Genomic DNA, 3,937 nt, shown 5'->3' with positions numbered 1-3,937 from the left:
CACCACGCCGGCGGCCGCCATTTCAGCCGCGCTGTTCGGCGGCGGTGCGGAAAAGTGGACCGGACGCGGCACCGGCGTCGACGATGCCGGCCTCAAGCGCAAGGTGGTCGCCATCGAAGCTGGCCTGAAGCGCCACGCCGCCGCCCTTGCCGACCCGCTTGCCGTCGCTGCCGCGCTCGGCGGACGCGAACTCGCCGCCATCTTCGGCGCCACGTTGGCCGCCCGTCATCTCGGCATACCCGTGCTGCTCGACGGCTTCGTCTGCACCGCAGCCGCGGCCCCGCTGGCGAAGCTGCACCCGACCGGCCTCGCCCACACCATCGCTGCGCACGTTTCGGCTGAGTCAGGCCATCGTGGCCTGCTCGAAGCCCTCGGCCTGCCACCGCTGCTCGATCTCGGCATGCGTCTCGGCGAAGGCTCCGGCGCCTGCCTGGCCGTCAACATCGTCCGTTCGGCGCTGGAGTGCCATGCAAGGATGGCAAGTTTTGCCGAGGCGGGTGTGTCGGAGAAGTAAATACGAGACTTTACTGCACCGACGGGTGAGCCGATGAAGGCTCTCCACGAACGCCTTGCCGGCCGCAACTCTCACGTCGTCTCCTAGATTCGGATGACGGAGAAATCTATAGTGGGGCACAGAGTGGGAGAGGTATCCCTTGGAAAGCGACTTTCAAGTTTTCATAAGCTACGCTAGGCCGGACCGCGAGGCGGCGGGTGAATTATACGATTGGCTTAAGCAAAACGGCTTTGAAAGCTGGATTGACTTCAAGAAAATTAAAGGCGGGCAAAATTGGGATTTTGAAATTAAACGCGCTCTGGATAGGTCATCTATCATCGTCATTCTTTGGTCGAAAAATTCTCGCGACCGTCGGGGCTATATCCAAAGAGAGCTGAAGCTCTCTTTGGAAAAATTTCAAGAAAAACTGATTGATGATATTTTTATAATACCAGTCCTTATTGACGACAGCCCCATTCCTGAGCAATTTAAAAGCATTCAAGCTTTATTCACCAGCCAATCTGATTTTAGAGAAGCGTTATCCGATGCAATATCTCATCAGATCGAGCGGCTGGGCGGTGAGCGTGAGCGCGTGCAGTTGGATCAGAAAATCACGTGGCACTCCTCTTTAATCAAGGAAGAGTGGGAGGGGACACCGGGTTATGCGGTTGAACTTCAGATATTGGATTTTTCTTCCACAATAATTCCGAACGTAGCTCAGATCGGCCAGCACGTTAGAGGTGCTCTGATCGAAAATTTATTTTCTTACCGTCGAAGCAAATTCGAACAAAGACCGGAAACTTATAACTACGCGCAGGATAAATGGTCTCGAACCAGCACATTCGACGCCCATTGCGGAGACCCTATATTTTGTAATAAAATTGTTACAATTCTATACAATATGAATTGGTATGGTGCCGGGGCAGCGCACCCTACGCACGGCCATAAGACTTTTGCATTTCTGCTTGAACCACTTATCAAAATCGAATCGCTTGAAAGTGTTTTCGTGACGCCCGATGTTGCGTTTTCAATTTTACAAAAGGAAGTTCGTCAGCGGTTGGTAAAATACAATCCGTGGGGAGACGAGGAGCCCGCCCCCGGCACCGTGATCGGCTTAGAAGAGGAGTGGGTAAACGAAGGAACGGAAAAATGGTCGGATTTTCGATCGTTCGTTTTCAGCGAAAACAGCCTTGATATCCACTTCTCGTCCTATCAAGTCGCCTATTATGCGGCGGGCACGCCCCACGTTTCAATCCCGTACCCCCTGGTCGCCAAATTAATGCGGGAAGAGTACATCGTCGCCCTCAATATCAAGAGATACACATACGACCAGCAGCCTGCTGCCTAGGGAGCTGCCTTTTGCGGATTTGACGCGGGGCTCGTGACCCCGCTTCGCTTGCAACACATTGAAATATCAGCGGAAAATGGTGGGTGCGCACAGGATTGAACTGTGGACCCGCTGATTAAGAGTCAGCTGCTCTACCAACTGAGCTACGCACCCACTCGGCCGGCAAAAACCGGCGTTGGCGGGCATATAGCCGCCACCACCGGTCCTGTCCAGCCCTGCCGGAATCATTTCCCGACAAATCGACCGAGCATGCGTTCGATCAGATGAACAGCTTGCCCTCCGCCACCTTGATCGCGTTGCCGCCAATGCGCGCCGAGGCCAGTTTTCCGCCTTGCACGGTCAGTTCGAGGCGGATGCGCGATGGCCGGCCCATCTCCAGCCCCTGCTCGATCCACAGCTGCGAAATGCCGTCGGTCGGCGCGTCGAAATGCATGATGGCGCCGGCAAAGGCCGCAGCCGCCGAGCCGGTCGCCGGATCCTCGTAGGAAGGCGTGCCGGGCACGATCATGCGCACATGGAAGGCGCTTTCGTGGTTCACCGTCTCGCGGCAGTAGACATAGGGGCTGGCGAAGGCCCACTCGCTCTTGCGCGGCGCCAGTTCCGACCAGGCCTGGTTGTCCAGCCTGATCCGGCCCGCCGCCTCCAGATTGGCAACCGGAATGGTGACGTAGGGCACGCCCGCCGACCAGAACGCGACGCGGTGATTCTCGAAGCCGATCTCATGCGGCGTCAGCCCAAGCGCGGCACCGATCGCCTCCGGATGGGCCTCGAGCTTCAGCGGCTCCGGCAGCTTGGCCAGGTCGAACTCGGCAAAAGTGTTGCCGTCATGCTTGCTGACGGCGCACCGCACCGGGCCGATGTTTTCCTCCAGCACGAAGATGCCGGCGCCGCCCTCCTCAGCGAGTTCGGCCAGCGCGATCGCGGCGCCAACGGTCGGATGGCCGGCGAACGGCATTTCATAGTCGGGGGTGAAGATGCGGATGCGGTTTTTGTGCTTGGGATTGTCCGGCGGCAGCACGAAAACCGATTCCGACAGATTGAACTCACGCGCGATGGCCTGCATCGCCGCCGTGTCCAATCCCTTGCTGTCCAGCACGACGGCCAAGGGATTGCCGGCCAATCGCTCGGTCGTAAACACATCGTAGAGCAAGTAATTCCGGGTTTTCATTCCTGCCTCAATCCCAACATGGGCGAAATTTAATTTGATATTTGAACCAGTAAGCCTGATCTGTGCACAGATAGGGACATTGCGCATTATAGGGGTCCAGCGTGGACCAGATTGTCAATCTGCCAAAGACGGAATCGGATTCCGCCATCGAGACGGCGCTCGGGCTCGACAGAACGGGTCGGCGCAATTCGCGCCGGCGCGGCTGGCTCTATGCGCTGCTGGCGTTGATCGTGCTCGCTGCCGCGCTCGGCGTCTATCAGTGGTATGCAGGCTCGCCGGCTAGGATCGATTACACCACCGTGCCTGCCGCCAAGGCCGACCTCACCGTCGCGGTATCCGCAACCGGCACGCTGCAGCCCCTCACCCAGGTCGACATTTCAAGCGAACTGTCCGGCATCATCCGCTCGGTCTCGGCCGAGGAGAATCAGCAGGTCAAGAAGGGTGACGTGCTGGCGACACTCGACACGGTGAAACTCGAAGTCCAGATCGAGCGCGCCGAAGCTTCGGCCAAGGCCGCTGCCGCCAATGTCGAGGACGCCACGGTTACGCTGGCCGAAAACGAGAAGGCGCTTGTGCGCGGCGCCGAACTGACCAGGCGCGGCATGGCGACCGACCAGTCGCTCGAAGCGGCAACCGCCACGCGCGACCGTTCCAAGGCAGCGCTCGACAGCGCGCAGGCCAACCTCGCCATCGCCCAGGCCGACCTCAAGGCGCAGCAGACCGACCTTGCCAAGAGCACCATCTATGCGCCGATCGACGGCATCGTGCTGACGCGATCGGTCGATCCCGGCCAGACGGTCGCCTCCTCCCTGCAGGCGCCGGTGCTGTTCATCATCGCTGCCGATCTCAGGAACATGGAATTGGTGGCGGCTGTCGACGAGGCCGATATCGGCACCGTCAAGTCAGGCCAGCATGCCCGCTTCACCGT

General features: G+C 58.8%; 4 protein-coding genes and 1 tRNA gene. 3 read left to right on the top strand and 2 right to left on the bottom strand.

The features are described from left to right. Both EOD15_RS30190 and EOD15_RS30185 read left to right on the top strand, forming a co-directional pair. On the top strand, window positions 1-514 hold a 514-nt coding region (locus tag EOD15_RS30190), incomplete at its 5' end, for a nicotinate-nucleotide--dimethylbenzimidazole phosphoribosyltransferase (protein WP_185929117.1). Window positions 515-653: 139 nt separating this feature from the next. Next, complete coding sequence (locus tag EOD15_RS30185; protein WP_127322687.1) at window positions 654-1,841, top strand: TIR domain-containing protein; 1,188 nt, start codon at window positions 654-656, stop codon at window positions 1,839-1,841. A 77-nt stretch (window positions 1,842-1,918) separates the two neighbouring features. Here the strand turns inward: EOD15_RS30185 and EOD15_RS30180 are convergent. Both EOD15_RS30180 and EOD15_RS30175 read right to left on the bottom strand, forming a co-directional pair. After that, window positions 1,919-1,994 (bottom strand) — tRNA-Lys (locus tag EOD15_RS30180). Window positions 1,995-2,100: 106 nt separating this feature from the next. Beyond that, the gene (locus EOD15_RS30175) at window positions 2,101-3,009 is read right to left on the bottom strand and encodes a PhzF family phenazine biosynthesis protein (protein ID WP_127409114.1); all 909 of its coding nucleotides are present in this window, start codon (window positions 3,007-3,009) and stop codon (window positions 2,101-2,103) included. 101 nt (window positions 3,010-3,110) lie between these two features. Here EOD15_RS30175 and EOD15_RS30170 point away from each other — a divergent pair. Further along, the coding region (locus EOD15_RS30170) for an efflux RND transporter periplasmic adaptor subunit (protein ID WP_127409113.1) at window positions 3,111-3,937 on the top strand (827 nt) is incomplete at its 3' end.

The organism is Mesorhizobium sp. M7A.T.Ca.US.000.02.2.1, assembly GCF_003996995.1.
GTDB lineage: Bacteria > Pseudomonadota > Alphaproteobacteria > Rhizobiales > Rhizobiaceae > Mesorhizobium.
The sequence above is the reverse complement of the archived record's forward strand: the minus strand, read 5'-3'. Positions and strand labels throughout refer to the sequence as shown.

Coding starts and splice junctions, on each gene's coding strand:
- EOD15_RS30175 (WP_127409114.1), bottom strand. CDS start 3,009: ATGAAAACCCGGAATTACTTGCTCTACGATGTGTTTACGACCGAGCGA.